General features: G+C 70.6%; 9 protein-coding genes and 1 tRNA gene. 7 read left to right on the top strand and 3 right to left on the bottom strand.

Annotated features, from left to right (window positions below; genetic code table 11):
* Nucleotides 1-675 precede the first annotated feature (675 nt).
* Together G6R24_RS10240 and G6R24_RS10235 are read left to right on the top strand one after the other, a co-directional pair.
* Nucleotides 676-2,409, top strand: a complete 1,734-nt coding sequence (locus G6R24_RS10240) for an ABC transporter ATP-binding protein (RefSeq protein ID WP_163549028.1) — start codon at nt 676-678, stop codon at nt 2,407-2,409.
* Between the two features lie 152 nt (nt 2,410-2,561).
* Nucleotides 2,562-4,481: an ABC transporter ATP-binding protein gene (locus G6R24_RS10235; protein WP_163549031.1), complete on the top strand. Its 1,920-nt coding sequence runs from the start codon at nt 2,562-2,564 to the stop codon at nt 4,479-4,481.
* A gap of 92 nt (nt 4,482-4,573) precedes the next feature.
* Here G6R24_RS10235 and G6R24_RS10230 read toward each other — a convergent pair whose 3' ends face one another.
* Nucleotides 4,574-5,809, bottom strand: coding sequence for an ABC transporter substrate-binding protein (locus tag G6R24_RS10230; protein ID WP_163549027.1), 1,236 nt, complete (start codon nt 5,807-5,809; stop codon nt 4,574-4,576).
* A gap of 162 nt (nt 5,810-5,971) precedes the next feature.
* On the opposite strand from G6R24_RS10230, the gene G6R24_RS10225 reads away from it, so the two are divergent.
* The 3 genes from G6R24_RS10225 (at nt 5,972) to thiC (ending at nt 11,764) form a co-directional block, all read left to right on the top strand.
* Nucleotides 5,972-8,137, top strand: coding sequence for an ABC transporter permease (locus G6R24_RS10225; protein WP_225438355.1), 2,166 nt, complete (start codon nt 5,972-5,974; stop codon nt 8,135-8,137).
* A complete protein-coding gene (locus G6R24_RS10220) occupies nt 8,134-9,702 on the top strand; it encodes an ATP-binding cassette domain-containing protein (protein WP_225438354.1) in 1,569 nt (522 codons plus the stop codon). Before G6R24_RS10225 ends, G6R24_RS10220 begins: the two co-directional genes overlap by 4 nt.
* A gap of 166 nt (nt 9,703-9,868) precedes the next feature.
* Nucleotides 9,869-11,764 carry a phosphomethylpyrimidine synthase ThiC gene (thiC, locus tag G6R24_RS10215; RefSeq protein WP_163549026.1) on the top strand — a complete coding sequence of 632 codons (1,896 nt, stop codon included), beginning with the start codon at nt 9,869-9,871 and terminating at the stop codon, nt 11,762-11,764.
* A 30-nt stretch (nt 11,765-11,794) separates the two neighbouring features.
* On the opposite strand, the gene G6R24_RS10210 is transcribed toward thiC, so the two are convergent.
* Entirely contained in the window at nt 11,795-13,291 is a 1,497-nt protein-coding gene (locus G6R24_RS10210) for a toll/interleukin-1 receptor domain-containing protein (protein WP_163549025.1), read from the bottom strand.
* 496 nt (nt 13,292-13,787) lie between these two features.
* On the opposite strand from G6R24_RS10210, the gene G6R24_RS10205 reads away from it, so the two are divergent.
* A tRNA-Arg gene (locus G6R24_RS10205) sits at nt 13,788-13,860 on the top strand.
* Nucleotides 13,861-13,952: 92 nt separating this feature from the next.
* Here the strand turns inward: G6R24_RS10205 and G6R24_RS10200 are convergent.
* Complete coding sequence (locus G6R24_RS10200) at nt 13,953-14,744, bottom strand: site-specific integrase (RefSeq protein WP_225438353.1); 792 nt, start codon at nt 14,742-14,744, stop codon at nt 13,953-13,955.
* A 648-nt stretch (nt 14,745-15,392) separates the two neighbouring features.
* On the opposite strand from G6R24_RS10200, the gene G6R24_RS10195 reads away from it, so the two are divergent.
* Nucleotides 15,393-15,710, top strand: coding sequence for a tyrosine-type recombinase/integrase (locus tag G6R24_RS10195; RefSeq protein WP_163549029.1), 318 nt, complete (start codon nt 15,393-15,395; stop codon nt 15,708-15,710).
* The last annotated feature ends 105 nt before the right edge of the window (nt 15,711-15,815 follow it).

The raw sequence follows: 15,815 nt of genomic DNA, 5'->3' as shown, positions 1-15,815 counted from the left end.
CTGGATAGTGCGGATCTTCGTCTGGGCGGTGTATTCCACGGCGCCGACCCGCCACACTCGGGCGAGGGATGAGCGATGTGTGCCGCGTAAGAGAGGCTGTCCGGAAACCGGGCTGTCGGCGCTGCATCGAGGATGGGGATCCGTCTTGGCCGGGGTGCTCGGAGGGTACGAAGCGGCCAGTCGGCCGGTGGTCCGGGCGGCGGCGGAACCTGGCGCGGGAATCGGGTCCTGTGGCTCTGGAGAAAACGAGTGAAGTGTCGGGTGTCATCATCCGATTGCCGTTCGCGCGGATCGGCCGGGACCGTTCTCATCCGTTCGCCGGGAGGGCGATTTCGGTTCGTCCGGGGCGGCGGCGCCGGTGTCGGCCGGCCGGTCGTCGGCGGTCAGCTAGGCCGCCGGATTTGGTGCGGCACTCGGTAATCTGGTCCGTCCGGCCACGTCGGGAGTACCACGACGGCGAGATCGTGACGCCGGCGCGGGCCTGCTCGGAAATGTCTTGACCTGAAGTCCGGGTCAGGTCGTAAGGTCACTACGCGCCTGCGGCGGAGGCCCCCCGGTCACGAGATCTGTCCGTCATCCATGGAACTGTGCCCGCAGTGGCATGCCCTCGCGGAGGGCGTCCGGTGTGACAGTGGAAGGTTGCTTATAGTGGCCGAGAGTAGCTGAGAGGATCGTATGCTCGTTCGACTCCTGCGGGTGTACCTCGGCCGATACCGCCGGCCCGTCGCCACGCTGGTGGCGCTGCAGCTGGTGGCGACGCTGGGCATGCTCTATCTGCCGACGTTGAACGCCGACATCATCGATCATGGTGTCGTCGTCGGCGACACCGGCTACATCCTGCGCACCGGCGCGGTCATGCTCGGCGTCAGCGTGGTGCAGCTGGTCTGCGCGGGGGCCGCGGTGATGTTCGGCGCGCGCACCGCCATGGCGGTCGGGCGCGACCTGCGAGCCGCCGTGTTCGATCAGGTGCAGGCGTTCTCGGCCCGCGAGGTCAACCGGTTCGGTGCCCCGTCGCTGATCACGCGTGCGACCAATGACGTGCAGCAGGTGCAGATGGTCGTCCTGCTCGGGGCGACGCTGACGGTCTCCGCGCCGATCATGTGCGTCGGCGGCATCATCCTCGCGGTGAACCAGGACGCGGCGCTGTCGCTGCTGCTGGTCGCGATCGTCCCGGCGCTGCTGATCGCGATCGGGATGATCGTCCGCCGGATGCGGCCGCTGGGTCGGGGCATGCAGGAGCGACTCGACACCGTCAACCGGATCCTTCGGGAGCAGATCACCGGCCTGCGGGTGATTCGCGCGTTCGTGCGTGACGCACACGAACGCAGGCGGTTCGGCGCGGCCAACGACGATCTCACCGACGTGTCGCTGCGGTTCGGCAATCTGCTGGCGATGATGTTCCCTCTGGTGTTCACTATTGTGAACTTCTCCAGTGTCGCGGTGATCTGGTTCGGTGCGCATCGCATCGATACCGGTGACATGCAGATCGGTGCGCTCACCGCCTTCCTCAGCTATCTGATGCAGATCCTGCTGTCGGTGATGATGGCGACGTTCATGTTCATGATGATCCCGCGGGCCGAGGTGTGCGCGGAACGCATCAGCGAGGTGCTGGGCACCGAGTCGTCGCTGCGCCCGGCCGCCGAGCCGGTGCGTGCCCTGCGCGCGGTCGGCCAGCTGGAGCTGCGCGACGTCGGTTTCCGCTACCCGGGCGCGGAGATCGCGGTCCTGCACCGGGTCAGCCTCACCGCCGGTCCCGGGCGCACCACGGCGATCATCGGCAGCACCGGAAGCGGGAAGACCACCCTGGTCGGGCTGATCCCACGGATCGCCGAGGCCACCGAGGGCGCCGTGCTCGTCGACGGGGTGGACGTCCGCGACCTCGACCCGGCACTGCTCAGCCGCACTGTGGGCATCGTTCCGCAGCGGCCGTATCTGTTCTCCGGGACGATCGCGTCGAACCTGCGCTACGGCAACCCGGACGCCACCGACGAGGAGCTCTGGCAGGCGCTGGAGACCGCGCAGGCCCGGGAGTTCGTCGAGGCGATGCCCGACGGGCTCGCGAGCGCCATCGCGCAGGGCGGCACCAACGTCTCCGGCGGGCAGCGTCAGCGCCTCGCGATCGCCCGGGTCCTCGTGCGCCGACCGGAGATCTACCTGTTCGACGACTCGTTCTCGGCGCTCGACTACGCCACCGACGCGCGGCTGCGCGCCGCCCTGGCGGAGCAGACGGCGCAGGCCACCGTCGTCATCGTGGCCCAGCGTGTGGCGACCATTCGCGACGCCGACCAGATCATCGTGCTCGAGGCCGGCGAAATTGTCGGTACCGGCACCCATCATGAGCTCATGGCGGGTAATCCGACCTACCGCGAGATCGTCCTGTCGCAACTCACCGAGCAGGAGGCCGCGTGAGTGGGAACGGCGGTACCAGCGAGAACGGCGGTACCAGCGGGAACAGGGGTTCCAGCGGGAACAGGGGTGCCGGAGAGAGCGGCGGGGCCGGCGGGAGCGCGGACGAGGGGCGCGGTGTGAGCATCGCGGCACCGCGCCGGGGGCCGGTGCCGATGGCCGGGCCGGCGCGGTTCCTCGCCGGTCAGGGCGTGGGGGAGAAGTCGGCGGACTTCGCCGGGTCGACCCGGCGGCTGCTGGGCCGGCTGCGACCGCAGCGGGCGATCCTGACCGTCGCCGGGCTGCTCGCGGTGGTCAACGTCGGGTTGAACGTCGCCGGCCCGCGGCTGCTCGGGCATGCCACCGACCTGGTGCTCGCCGGTGTGTTCAGCCGCAACGTGCCCGCCGGCACGTCCCAGCAGGACGCGGTCGCGGCGCTGCGCGCCTCGGGCCATGGCACCCAGGCCGATCTGCTGTCCTCGCTGCACATCACCCCCGGCACGGGGATGGATTTCGACGCCATCGGTCGGGTGCTGCTCTGGGTCGCGGTGCTCTACCTCGTCGCCGGGGCGGCGGGGGTGATCCAGGCCCGGATGACGACCCGGGCCATCCAGCGCGCCGTGTCCGAGCTGCGCTCCGATGTGCAGCACAAACTCGCCCGGTTGCCCGCGCGCTACTTCGACGGTCAGCCCCGCGGCGAGGTGCTCAGCCGGGTCACCAACGACATCGACAACCTCGGCCAGACCCTGCAGCAGAGCATCGCCCAGCTTGTCGTGTCGATCCTGAGCATCACCGGTGTGCTGTCGATGATGTTCTGGATCTCCTGGGAGCTGGCCCTGGTCGCGGTGGTGACCGTGCCGGTGTCGGTGATCGTGGCGACCCGGGTCGGCAAGCTGGCCCAACCGCAGTTCGTCGCCCAGTGGCGGCTCACCGGTCGGCTCAACGCGCACATCGAGGAGATGTACACCGGGCACAACCTGGTTCGGGCGTTCGGCCGGCAGGAGGAGTCCGCGCAGATCTTCCGGGAGTACAACGAGCAGCTGTACGCGGCGAGCTGGCGGGCCCAGTCGATCTCCGGGCTGATGCAGCCGGCGATGATGTTCATCGGCAACGTCAACTACGTGCTGGTCGCGGTGATCGGCGCGCTGCGGGTGGCGTCCGGCTCGTTGTCGATCGGTGACGTGCAGGCGTTCATCCAGTACTCGCGTCAGTTCAGCCAGCCGATGACCCAGCTCGCCAGCATGGCGAACCTGCTGCAGTCCGGGATCGCGTCGGCGGAGCGGGTGTTCGAACTGCTCGACGTCGACGAACAGACCCCGGATCCGGTGCGACCCGCCGTGGTGGTGGCACCGCGCGGCCGGGTGGCGTTCGAGCATGTGGGCTTCCGCTACAAGCCGGACAAGCCGCTGATCGACGATCTGTCCCTGGTCGCCGAGCCCGGGCACACCATCGCGATCGTCGGGCCGACCGGCGCCGGTAAGACGACGCTGATCAACCTGTTGCTGCGCTTCTACGACGTGACCTCCGGGCGGATCACCCTCGACGGGATCGACATCGCCACGATGAGCCGCGACGGGCTGCGGGCCCAGATCGGCATGGTGCTGCAGGACACCTGGCTGTTCGGCGGCACCATCGCCGAGAACATCGCCTACGGCTCGGCCGGTGCCACCCAGGAACAGGTCGTCGCCGCGGCGAAGGCCGCCCACGTCGACCGGTTCGTGCGCACCCTGCCCGCCGGCTACGACACCGTGCTCGACGATGAGGGCACCGGGGTCAGCGCCGGCGAGAAGCAGCTGATCACGATCGCCCGGGCGTTCCTGGTCGAGCCGCTCATCCTCGTCCTCGACGAGGCGACAAGCTCGGTGGACACCCGCACCGAAGTGCTCATCCAACAGGCCATGTCGACCCTGCGGGCCGGGCGCACGGCGTTCGTCATCGCCCACCGGCTGTCCACGATCCGGGACGCCGACACCATCCTCGTCATGGAGGACGGAGCGATCGTCGAGCAGGGCGACCACGAGTCCCTGCTCGATGTCGGGGGAGCGTACGCGCGGCTCTACAGATCCCAGTTCGCCGAGGCCGTCGCGGAGATCTGACGGCCGGCCCCGACCCGGATCTGATCGATGCGGGTCGGGGCCGGAGTCGGATCGGGGGCGGATCGGGGGCGGAGTCGCGTGGGGCGGGTCGGTCAGTTGATCAGGGTGATCAGCTGGCGGCCGTCCACCCAGTCGCCGGTGACATCGCTGAAGGCGTTGTCCTGCCAGTGCAGCAGGCGGACCGAGGTGTCACAGACCGCTGGGAAGATCTCGATCTGCTTGCCGTCGCAGGTGTACGGGTGGGCCATCACGTTCGGTTCGTTCACGGTCGCTTTCAGCGCCGTGGTCAGCGTCGCCGCGCTCGGGGCAGGGAGCTTCGCGAGCAACGCCCGCAGGTTCAGCACGGTCGAGAACGCACCCTGGGAGGCCGACGTGCGGTCGGCGTCGGGCACCGCCGAACGGAACGCGGCCATGTCCGCGTCGCCGCCACTGGCCGGCACCGGCAGGTAGCTGGAGGCGAAGTACAGGTTGTCGGTCTTGCCACCGGCGGCCCGCGGCACCGCTGGGGACGCGCAGGTACCGACGAAGTACATGTCGCTACGGACGTTCAGCGCCGCGGCGGCCTGGGCGATCCGGGCACACGCCGCCGCCTGGAACACCACGATGATCGCGTCGGGATTACCGGCCGCGGCCTGGGTCACCGCAGGCGCAAAATCAGCGGCATCCGCCTTCTCGGCGATAAGTTTGACGTCGGTGACGCCCTTCTTGTGCAGGATGTTCTGTGATCCCTGGATGGCCGCGCTGAGTAGACCGGGCAGGTCCACGTACAGGGCGTGAGCACTGCGGATGTGCTTGGTCGCGGTCAGGTACTCGGTGATGCCGAGCAGTTCCGACACCGTGCCGCCGGACAGCGCGAACGCGTTCTTCGAGTTGAGCTCACCGGACAGCTGTGGCGATCCGGTGACGTAGGGGATGTGGGCGGATTCGTAGATGGGCATCGCGGCCTGGGTGCCGAAGTCGATTCCCCCGACGACCGCGAGCGGTTTTTCCGCGACGAGCTGGTTGGCGCAGTTCTGGCTCGACTCCGGCGAGCCGTCGGTGGCGCAGGTGACCAGCCGCAGCGGATGCCCGCCGACCCCGTCGAGGGCGGAGTTCGCCCGGTCCACGGCGGCCTGCGCGGCACGGCGTGTCTCCGGATACGACCCGAGCGCGGAGTTCTCGACGGTGACGAAACCGAGAGTGATCGGTGTCCCGGTCAGCGTCCCGGAGGACGCGCCGGTGGATGCGCCGCCGGACGAGCCACCGCGCTGGCTCGTGCATCCGACACCGGCCAGGGCAACGGAGAAGGCGACGGAGAAGGCGAACAGGGCGTGGGAAGCTTGTCTCACGGGCGGTCAAGTTACACTCCCACCCACCTGGAATCAGGACGGGGAAGCGCCGACCCGGCGGGACGGACATGATGCGATGAGCACGCACGCACTGCCCTGCCCACCGCGTCGCCCGCGTGTCCGCCGGCTGACCGGGATGTCGTTCGCCAGCTCGGGAGCCCCGTGGACACGTATGTAGCCGCCATGCTGTTGGGCCTGGGACCTGGTGCGGTGTACGCGGCCCTCGGCCTCGGCTTGGTGCTCACCTATCGCGCGTCCGGCGTCATCAACATCGCGCATGGCGCTTTCGCCATGTATGCCACATATCAGTACGCCGAACTTCGTGAGGTCGGCGACCTGGTTCTGCCGGTCGTCGGATTGCCGCCACGAATTCATCTGACGGATACCCCGTCGTTCGCGCTCGCGTTGACGGTTTCGCTGGTGATGGCGGCCCTGCTGGCCCTGGCCGCCTACCTGCTGGTGTTCCGCCCGCTGCGCCGCGCCCAGCCGATGATGACGGTGGTCGCCGCCGTCGGGCTCACGATCGCGTTGCAGCAGATCGCGGTGATCCAGTTCGGGACCAGCAACCGCTTCCTCACCCCGGTGCTGCCCCAGCACGCGCTGCATGTGGCCGGCGCGACCGTGTCCAGCGACCGGCTGCTGCTCGCCGCGATCGTCGTCGTGGCCGCGGCCGGCCTGTGGGCGGTGTCGCGCTGGACGATGTTCGGCCTGGCCACCCGGGCCGTCGCGGACGACGAGGAGACCACGGCGCTGCTGGGTCGGCGTCCGGCGTGGATCGCCGCGGTGAACTGGATGCTCGCCGCCGTGCTCGCGGCGCTGGCCGGCATCCTCGTCGCCCCGATCAGCTCGCTGAACCCGACCGGCTACTCGCTGCTGGTCGTCCCGGCGCTCGCCGCGGCGCTGATCGGCGGTCTGTCGTCGTTCGGGCTGACCGTCGCCGGGGCGCTCGCGATCGGCGTGGCGCAGGCGGTGCTGCTGCCGTTGCAGCAGGACGCGTCCTGGCTCAACCAGCAGGGCATGCGCGAGCTGATCCCGATGATCGGCGTGCTGGTCGTCGCCGCCCGGCGTGGTGCGCTCATCCCGGGCCGTTCCGCGAGCACGGTGGTGTCCGCGCCGCTGCCGGTCGTCACCCCGGCCCGTCGTCCGCTGGCCGGGTTGCTCGTCGGTGTCGCCGTCGGGGTCGTCGCCCTGTTCCTGCTGGACGGCAACTACCGCCTCGGCCTGGAACGCAGCCTCGCCGCGGCCGTGGTCTGCCTGTCGTTCGTCGTGCTCACCGGGTATGTCGGTCAGCTCTCGCTGGCCCAGATGACGCTGGCCGGGGTCGCCGGCTTCCTGCTCGCCCGGTTGCAGGGTGAGCTCGGGGTGCCGTTCCCGATCGCCCCGATCCTCGCCACGATCGCCGCCGCCGCCGCCGGCCTGTTCCTCGGTGTCGTCTCCCGGCGGCTGCGCGGGGTGGATCTGGCCCTCATCACGCTGGTCGCGGGCGTGGCGATCCAACAGGCGGTGTTCGGTAACCCACTGGTCACCGGTGGTCTCAAGGGTTCGTCGGTGCCCAGCCCGAAGCTGTTCGGCCTCGACCTCGGCATCGCCGGTGACGGCTTCCCCCGCACCCGGTACGGCCTGCTGACCCTGGCGGTCCTCGCCGCCTGCGGCTACGGGGTGGCCCGGCTGCGCACCGCCCCGCTGGGCCGGCAGATGCTCGCCGTGCGCGCCAACGAGCGGGCCGCCGCCGCCGCCGGCATCGACGTGCGCCGCACCAGGATTCTCGCGTTCACCCTGTCGGCCGCGATCGCCGGTCTCGGCGGCTGCCTGATCGGCTACAGCCAGGGCCGCCTGTCACTGGACTCGTTCGGCGTGACCGCGTCGCTGCTGTTCCTCGCGATCGCCGCCGTCGGCGGGGTGACCAGCGTCGGCGGGGCGGTCGTCGCCGGCATGCTCGCCCCGAACGGCCTGGTCTTCACCGCGCTCGACCGGGCCTTCGGGCTCGGCGAGTACCAGCTGGTGCTGTGCGGACTCGCCGTGGTCGTACTCGCCGTGCTGCGCCCCGCGGGCCTCGTCCACCGCCCCGCCCGGACGGCCCGGACCGCCCACGGCGACACGCCACCGGACGGCGATCATGATGGTTCCGGTCGGGTCGGGGGTGGGGATGACCGGGGGGCGGCGATCCCCAGCTGGCTGCCCGCCCTCGGCTGGCTGCCCGCGGGCCGTCGTCCCGCCGGCACGGGTCGACCCGCCGGTCGCCCGGCCGGTCGACTCGCCGGTCGCCCCGCCGGTTCCAGCCGCCCCGTCGGCGCGCACCGCGCCAGCCGTTCCGGAGACGCCGGATGACCGCCCAGCCCTACGCGGACCTGTCGATGACGCGCCTGGCCGTGGCGGCCCTGTCCGCCGGGCAGGGCCGCGCCCGCATCGTCGAGGACGTCTCGTTCACCCTGACCGCGGGCGGCGTCACCGGTCTGATCGGCCCGAACGGCGCCGGCAAGACGACCCTCATCGACGCCCTCACCGGCTTCGCGGCGATCTTCTCCGGTGAGATCACGCTGGACGGCGTCCCCCTGGTCGGCCTGCCGCCGCACGCCCGGGCCCGCCACGGCCTCGCCCGTACCTTCCAGGCCCTGGAGCTGTTCGACAGCCTCGACGTCGAGGAGAACCTCGCCGTCGTCGCCGCCCCGTCGGGTTCGCCCTCGGCTGGGCCGCGGGCCGGGGAGTTCGGGTTGGCGCCGATCGCGGGTCTGCTGCCGGCGACGCTGACCCACGACGAGCGGGCCGCCGTCGCCGTGGGACGGGCGCTGGCCGGCGGCCCCGGCGTCCTGCTGCTCGACGAGCCCGCCGCCGGTCTCGACCCCGCCGACCGGGCGGACCTCGCCGTCCGGATTCGCCAGATCGCCGGCCGCGGCGTGGCCGTCCTGCTCGTCGACCATGACCTGCAGCTCGTCTTCGACGTCTGCGACCACGTGCTCGTCCTGGACGGCGGCCGGATCGTCACCAGCGGTCGCCCCGACGTGGTCCGCGCCGACCCCGCGGTGCGCGCCGCCTACCTCGGCGAGACCACCGAGGCGCCTGCCACCCCGGCGCCTGCCACCCCGGCGTCCGGTCCGAGACCAGCGGACGTGCCGCCGGCACCGGGGACGTCCACACCGCTGGGCGCGTCGACGTCCGCCGACGGGACGGGGGAGGAGCTGTTGACGCTGGCGGCGGTGACCAGCGGATATCACGAGGGTCCGGTGCTGCGTGACGTGTCGCTGACGGTGCGGGCCGGGGAGATCGTCGCGCTGCTCGGGGCGAACGGCGCGGGCAAGACGACGCTGATCCGCACCGCCGCCGGCCAGCTGCCGGTCAGCGCCGGGCAGCTCACCCTGCTGGGGGAGCGGGTGCGTCGGCCGGTGCCGAGCGCGCTGGCCCGCCGGGGCCTGGCGGTCGTCCCGCAGGGCCGGGGGGCGCTGGGCCGGCTGACCGTCCGGGAGAACCTGCGGATGGCGGCCGGACGGTCCCACCGCGGCGAGATCGACCGGGTCCTCGGCTGGTTCCCGCCGCTGACCGGCCTGCTCGACCGGCCGGCCGGCGAACTGTCCGGCGGGGAACGTCAGCGGCTGGCGCTCGCCGTCGCCCTGGTGCGTCGGCCGCGGCTGCTGCTGGTCGACGAGCTGTCCTTTGGCCTTGCTCCCGGCGTGGCGCCGCGGCTGCTCGAACTGCTGCGCACCATCGCGGCGGAGACGTCCACCGGGGTGCTGCTCGTCGAACAGTTCGCCGCGCTCGCGCTGCGGGTCGCCGACCGCGGCTACGTCCTCGACCGCGGCCGGGTCGCCCTGACCGCGTCCGCCGCCGAACTCATCGCCCGCCCCGACCTCATCGAGGCCAGCTACCTGGGCCAGGTCGCACCACCCGCCGCGGACTGACCGCGTCCGCCGACCGGAAACCGGGTTTTCGCGGACGCGCGGAACTCCGATGGCTTATTCTGGCCGTAATCGCACATCGCACATCGCACATCGCGGGAGCTCCACCGAGGGGCTGAGAGGGCGGCTGGGGCCGTCGACCGCAGAACCTGTCCGGGTATTCTGCCTGATGTCGCTCGATGAAATCCGTCCTTCTCTGCCGTTGTCCGACGTTTCTTCCCGGTCGTCTTCCTCGTGTGGAACGGCCGCCCCGGATTCCGCTGTTCCGGATGCCACCAGTGCCCTGTCATCACCGTCCCGCCCACCGTTGCCGCACGCACCGCGGCAGCCGGCGGAAACCGTTGTGACGACCGGGCCGCTGCCCGGCAGCCGCCGGACCTGGCTGCTCGGCGCCGACACCGACGGGGAGCTGCGGGTGCCGATGCGGGAGGTGGTACTCAGCACCGGGGACAGCGTCGTGCTCTACGACACCTCCGGCCCATACACGGATCCCACGGTGAACATCGACGTCCGCCGTGGTCTGGCGCCGCTGCGGGCACCGTGGATCGACGCGCGGGGCGACACCGAGACCAGTGTCGTCGGCGGCGGCAGCGCTGAGGGTGAGAACGGCGCGAGTGTCCGCAGCGATGGCGACAACGGTGCGCTGCTCGAAACCGTCAACGGGCAGGTCGGGGCCATCGGTGCGCATCAGGTGCGGCGCGGGGCGCGGGCGTCGGACCGGGGGGCGCTCACCCAGCTGGGCTACGCGCGGCGCGGGGAGATCACCCGCGAGATGGAGTTCGTCGGCGTGCGGGAGGGGCTGCCGGCCGAGACGGTGCGGGCGGAGATCGCCGCCGGCCGCGCGGTGCTGCCCGCGAACGTCAACCATCCGGAATCCGAACCGATGGCGATCGGCCGCGCCTTCCTGGTGAAGATCAACGCCAATCTCGGTAATTCGGCGGTGACCTCGTCGATCGCCGAGGAGGTCGAGAAGATGGTGTGGGCGACCCGCTGGGGCGCCGACACCGTCATGGACCTCTCGACCGGCGCCGACATCCACCGCACCCGGGAATGGATTCTGCGTAACTCTCCCGTTCCGGTCGGCACGGTGCCGATCTACGAGGCGCTGGAACAGGTCGGCGGCCGGCCGGAGGAACTGACCTGGGCGGCCTACCGGGACGCCGTGATCCGCCAGTGTGAACAGGGCGTCGACTACATGACGGTGCACGCCGGCGTGCTCGCCCGATATGTTCCGCTGACCGCCCGGCGGCGCACCGGAATCGTCTCCCGTGGCGGTGCGATCCTCGCCGCCTGGTGCCGGGCCCATCAGCAGGAGAACTTTCTCTACACCCATTTCGAGGAACTCTGCGAGATTCTCGCCGCCTACGACGTGACGTTCTCGCTCGGCGATGGTCTACGGCCCGGCTCGGTCTCGGACGCGAACGACGAGGCCCAGCTCGCGGAACTCGCCACCCTCGGGGAGCTGACCCAGGTCGCCTGGCGACACGACGTCCAGGTGATGGTCGAAGGGCCCGGGCACGTCCCGTTGCACCTGGTCGAGGAGAACGTCCGGCTGCAACGCGAGCTCTGCCATGACGCGCCGTTCTACACCCTCGGTCCGCTGACCACCGACATCGCGCCCGGCTACGACCACATCACCTCCGCGATCGGCGCCGCGGTGATCGGCTGGCACGGCACGGCGATGCTCTGCTACGTCACCCCGAAGGAACATCTCGGCCTGCCGGACCGGGACGACGTCAAGGCCGGCGTCATCGCCTACAAGATCGCAGCCCATGCCGCCGACCTCGCGAAGGGGCATCCCGGGGCCCGCGCCTGGGACGATGCCCTGTCCGACGCCCGGTTCGCGTTCCGCTGGGCCGACCAGTTCCATCTCGCCCTCGACCCGGAGACCGCCCGGGCCTTCCATGACGAGACGCTGCCCGCTCCGGCGGCGAAATCCGCACATTTCTGCTCCATGTGCGGCCCGCACTTCTGCTCGATGCGCCTTTCCCAACATGTCCGATCCGACAGCGGCGAACCAGCTCCGACCGGGCCCGGGCTGGTGCAAGCGGCGCCCCGGAGCTGACCGCAGGGCCGGTCAGGACCCCGGAGCCGGTCAGGACCGCGGGCGGGGCCCGGGGAAGGGCGGGGCGGAGTCCGGGCGGCCGCGGCCGGTGATCACCGCGTCGATGCCTCGGTGGAAGGCGTTCCGGGCGGCGGAGTCGTTCAGACCGACAAGGTCGATGCAGGTGATGCCGCGCAACATGCCTCCCGGCCTGCATTCGGCGACCCGCACCGGCACCAGCCGCCGCTTCACACCGGTGGCGTCGGCGCTCCAGGCCGCGGTCCACTGGGCCTGGACCTCCGGCGCCCGCAGGTAGTTCTCCGAGAGCACCACCAGGGTCTTCTCGGCGTGTTGGATCGCCTGGTCCATCTGGATCACCGGATTGTTCCCGGGAACGACGTCCCAGGCCTGCAGATGCACGAGAAGCCCGCGTTGTTCCAGTTCCCAGGCGATCCACACACCCCAGTCGGCGTCCTTGTCTGCGACGGAGATGAGGTAGTCCCACGGGTGGTCCTCGGCGTCCGCCGCCGGCCGTGGGGCGTCCGTGGCCGACGAGTCCACCGGACGCCCCGCGCGTGCCCCGACCTCCGGACGGGGCACGGTCACCCAGGCCGAGTGCATCGCCGGCGAGACCTGAAGGTCGCGCGGCAGCTCGATGGCGACCTCGCGGAACGCCGCCGGATCGAGGCCGCGCACCCCTGTCCTGCCTGCCGCTCCCGCTGCTCCTGCCACCCCCGTCGTCCCCGTTGTCGCGCGAATCGTCGTCTCGTACAGGGAGGAGGACACGATGACGACCAGGTCCGCGGTCGGCTGGGCGCGCAGCAGCTGGCTCAGCCCCGGCGTGTCGACGAGACGATGGGTCAGCGCGGCCGCCGGCCCGTCGAGCACGGCATCGGCACCGGCGCCGGACACGGGGATCGACGTGCCGTCGGCGACATGCAGGGCAAGCCGCAACCGCACCCGCTCGGCCCCGAGCCGTTCGCCGTTGTAGGTCGCCAGCGCACCGGCCAGCTCGGCGGTGAACGCCCCGACCAGAACCGGCGCGGCCGCGTCGTCCGCGACCAGACCGATCAGATCGGTATCGCGCTGTCGGTGGACGATGGCACCCGCCGCGAGACCACATCGGCGTGCCGCGTCCTCGACGATGGTGGCGAGACCGAGCCGCCAGTCCACCGGAACCAACGTGCCCTCGGGTCGGCGCGCCACGGAGTCGACCGCGAGCAGGACACCCCGGGGCGCCAAGGCGGCGGCGCTCGCCTGTTCGATGCCCCTGATGAAGGTCCGGTTGGCCCTGAAATCACGCTGGGCCTCGGTCAGTATCCGCAGCCGCCCGTCGGGCAGCTGCTCGGATTCGACCAGCCGATTGATCGCCCGCCAGTACTCCTGGGCGCTCTGCCCGGACCAGCCCGGCTGCTGGCTACGATCCAGACCGACTCGTTCGAGCAGGGACAGGATCTCGTTCTGACGGTAGAAGGCACGTGCGAGCTCCAGCACCTCCTCGTCGGTCAACCGTTGCGTCATCATTCCCCCGAGGTTCGAGCCCGCCACCGACCCTGACCCTGATCACCCAGACACGCCCCGTGCGGCCGGAGCACGGCGCCACAGTAAGCGGTTCCGCCCAAGACGATCTCTGCAGATCGTACGCGGCGGGTGCACGAGACAAAGCCCCATGGCTCCCCGCCGAGAATCGGCTGAACGACAAGTGGAGTCCACGGCCAACACCGGCCAACACCGGTCACCGCCACCTCCGCCCCCGCCCCCGATGTCCCCGGCCGAGGCACGGACCATCCACCCTCATAACGGAACGCGGACAGGGGCCCGTCGCTACGGCGACGTCGGTGCCCTTCGGGAGGCCGCGCCAGGACCCGTCGAGGCGTGGCGCATCCGGGAGCCTGCCGTCAGGCTCATCCCGCGGTCACCGACCCACGGAGATCACTCACTTCGGGCATCGGACGAACTACGATCCTCCCGGAGCGGTCCAGGTGGCGGAGTCGCCTCCGCCGTGCTGTAAGCTGGCAACGCCGGCCGCCACGGTGGCAGGCGCGCGCTCGTAGCTCAACGGACAGAGCATCTGACTACGGATCAGAAGGTTGGGGGTTCGATTCCCTCCGAGCGCACGCACGGTTGAGACAGGTCAGAGCCCCGCACCCCCATCCAAGGTACGGGGCTCTGCCGCTTCCTGACAGCCAAGGTGACAGCCAACAGTCTGTCAGACGTTCGGGTCTTCCGAGTCGTCCTCCTCTGTGTCCTCTGCCGGGAACCAGCCGTCAAGCTTCGACGCGGTGTCCTGGTGTGCGGTGTCGGTCAGGTCGACGTAGATGTCCATGGTCGTCGAGAGCATCGTGTGGCCGAGCATCGCTTGGATTTCCTTCCAGTCGACGCCGAGTGCGTAGGCCATGGTCGCGGCGGTGTGCCGTAGGGCGTGCGGCCCGTGGTGGGGTACGCCGGCTTCCGTGCACAGCTTCGTCAGGTGGGTGTTCAGCGCGCGGGGTTCCAGGTGGGTGCCGACGGCGCTGGGGAAGATCAGCCCGTGTTCCTTCCACCGTTTTCCGGCGCCGGTACGGTCGGCCGCCTGTGCGACACGATGCGGGCGCAGCACCGCGACACACCGCGCTGGTAGGACGATCGTGCGCTTGCCGGCCTCACTCTTCGTCGGCCCGACGATCAGACCCTTGACGCCCCGGACGCGCGTGACCTGCCGTTCGATCCGCAGCGTCGAGGCAGTCTCGTCAAAGTCGGACCAGCGCAGGGCCAGTGCCTCACCCCGCCGAAGTCCGACCACCCTATCCGTCAAGATGAGGTGAGTCAGGTGGTGGCTGCGTGAGCGGTCGCCTGGTGTCTGGGAGATCCGGGTCGTGGTCGGTTTCGATCCGGTGCGTGGGCGCAGTGTGCAACGTTCTTTCACGGTCCGTGGCGACGGGGAGTGTGCGCAGGCGCGGCGGCAGGAACTGGTCGCCGATGTCGGGATCTCCCGGGTGGACGTCACCGCCGGGGGCCGCATGACCGTGGGGGATCTGCTTGAGCGTTTCCTCGCCGCCCCGCACCACTGGAGTCCGGGGACGTTGAACTCACACCGGTATGTGGTGGAGAAGCTGGTGGCTGACCGGGTGGCGCGGCGACGGCTGGTTGCGCTGACACCGGGGTTCATGGGGGCGACGATCCGGCGCTGGCAGCAGGAGGACCTGTCTGTGCCGACGGTGTCGGCCCGCTGGCTGGTGCTGCGCTCGGCGGTGTCGTGGGCGGTTGAGGAGGAGCTGCTGCGCACCCATCCGCTGATGGGCATGAGGGGCCCGCCGCGGCCGGTGCCGCGGCGACACCATGGCGTCGCGGAGGTCCGCCAGCTACTGCGCACGGCCGAGGCCCAGGTTGCCGCGGCCGAGGACGCGGTCCGCGCCCGCCCGGACCGTCGGGGGCCGGTGCGGGCGCTGTTCGTCGCCGAGCAGACGTTGCTGTTGGCGCGGCTCGCCGCGGACTCCGGTGCGCGCCGGGGGGAACTGGACGGTCTGCGCCGTGGCAGTCTGGACGGTCGGATTCTCACGATCGAGTCGAGTGTGTCGAGCGGGGTGCTCGGCCCGACGAAGTCGAAACGTACCCGCCGTCTCACGCTCGGCCGTACCACCATCGAGATGATCACAAGGCATGGTGAGACCTGGGCGGCCCGGACCGGTGCCCCGTCGGGAGACTGGATTTTCGAGGCTTCCCCTACCGTCGGACTCGCATCACCACGAGCGGGCTCACGCAGCGACTCCACCGCCTGGGCGTGGCCGCCGGCGTCGAGGGATCGTCGCTGCACCGGCTGCGCCACAGCGTCGCGACCTACCTGGTCGGCAACGGCAAACTCCTCAAAGCCCAGGCCCGCCTCGGCCACCGCGACCCGGCCACCACCCTGCGCCACTACTCCCACGCCACCCCGCTCGACGACCAGGACATCGCCGACGACCTCGACACCCTCCTCAACCAGGACTGAGCAGCGGTGAGACGTCCGCTCGGGTTCCTGATGGGAGGCGAGGCATGTTGCAGGGTGGTATCGCGACCTGATGGTTGAGTTGTCCGCCTTGAGTTACCCTATGCA

Origin of the sequence: Candidatus Frankia nodulisporulans, from assembly GCF_902806475.1 — a bacterium.
In the GTDB taxonomy this organism is placed as follows: Bacteria; Actinomycetota; Actinomycetes; order Frankiales; family Frankiaceae; genus Frankia; species Frankia umida.
Note: the sequence above shows the minus strand (reverse complement) of the source record. Positions and strands in the feature narration are given on the sequence as shown.

What these genes read in the sequence shown, in the direction of transcription:
- G6R24_RS10240 (WP_163549028.1), top strand. Translation starts at nt 676, where the DNA reads ATGCTCGTTCGACTCCTGCGGGTGTACCTCGGCCGATACCGCCGGCCC.
- G6R24_RS10235 (WP_163549031.1), top strand. Translation starts at nt 2,562, where the DNA reads ATGGCCGGGCCGGCGCGGTTCCTCGCCGGTCAGGGCGTGGGGGAGAAG.
- thiC (WP_163549026.1), top strand. Translation starts at nt 9,869, where the DNA reads ATGTCGCTCGATGAAATCCGTCCTTCTCTGCCGTTGTCCGACGTTTCT.
- G6R24_RS10200 (WP_225438353.1), bottom strand. Translation starts at nt 14,744, where the DNA reads ATGCGGCCCCCGGCGGTGACGTCCACCCGGGAGATCCCGACATCGGCG.
- G6R24_RS10220 (WP_225438354.1), top strand. Translation starts at nt 8,134, where the DNA reads ATGACCGCCCAGCCCTACGCGGACCTGTCGATGACGCGCCTGGCCGTG.